The following is a 558-nucleotide window of genomic DNA, read 5'->3' on the forward strand; positions in this document are numbered from 1 at the left end:
GGTTGAGGGCCACACCCGCAAGGGCCGTCCTGCTTTGTCGAAGGACCTGCCCCGCACGCGCGTCGAATACGACCTGAGCGACGAACAGAAGGCCGCATTCGATACGCTCGAGCGCATCGGCGACGAGCGCAGCGAGACGCTGCACTACGAGCCGTCCAGGCTCACCGTCATCGAGCACGTTCGCTTCAAGTACGCAGCGAAGAAAGATGGCGATTCGACCATAGTGACCGCCAGCGCCCAGCCGTCGCCGCTGCCGAAGAGCAATGCGAGCGCGAGCCTGCTGGCAAACATTCTGGTCAACACCTATGTCGATCATCTGCCATTAAACCGTCAGGAGATGCGCTACGCGCGCCGTGGCGTGTACCTGCCTCGGGCGACGCTGTGCGAATGGAAGCTCGCGGCGGCCGAGTTGCTCGAAGTGCTGCTGCCACCGCTGCGGGTTCATCAGTTGCAGGCGCCCCGCATGCACGTGGACGACACCTGTCACGGATCGGCGTAATCGAGCCGGGGATGGTCGGCCTAATGAGGCCACGCAGAGTAGCCCCGAAACGCAATTTC

1 protein-coding gene is annotated in these 558 nt (G+C 63.3%); it reads left to right on the forward strand.

Annotated features, from left to right (window positions below; genetic code table 11):
- Positions 1–499: IS66 family transposase (locus AWB81_RS48250; protein ID WP_144444442.1), on the forward strand; the 499-nt coding region annotated here is incomplete at its 5' end.
- Positions 500–558: the final 59 nt, after the last annotated feature.

The organism is Caballeronia arationis (assembly GCF_001544975.2).
GTDB lineage: Bacteria > Pseudomonadota > Gammaproteobacteria > Burkholderiales > Burkholderiaceae > Caballeronia > Caballeronia arationis.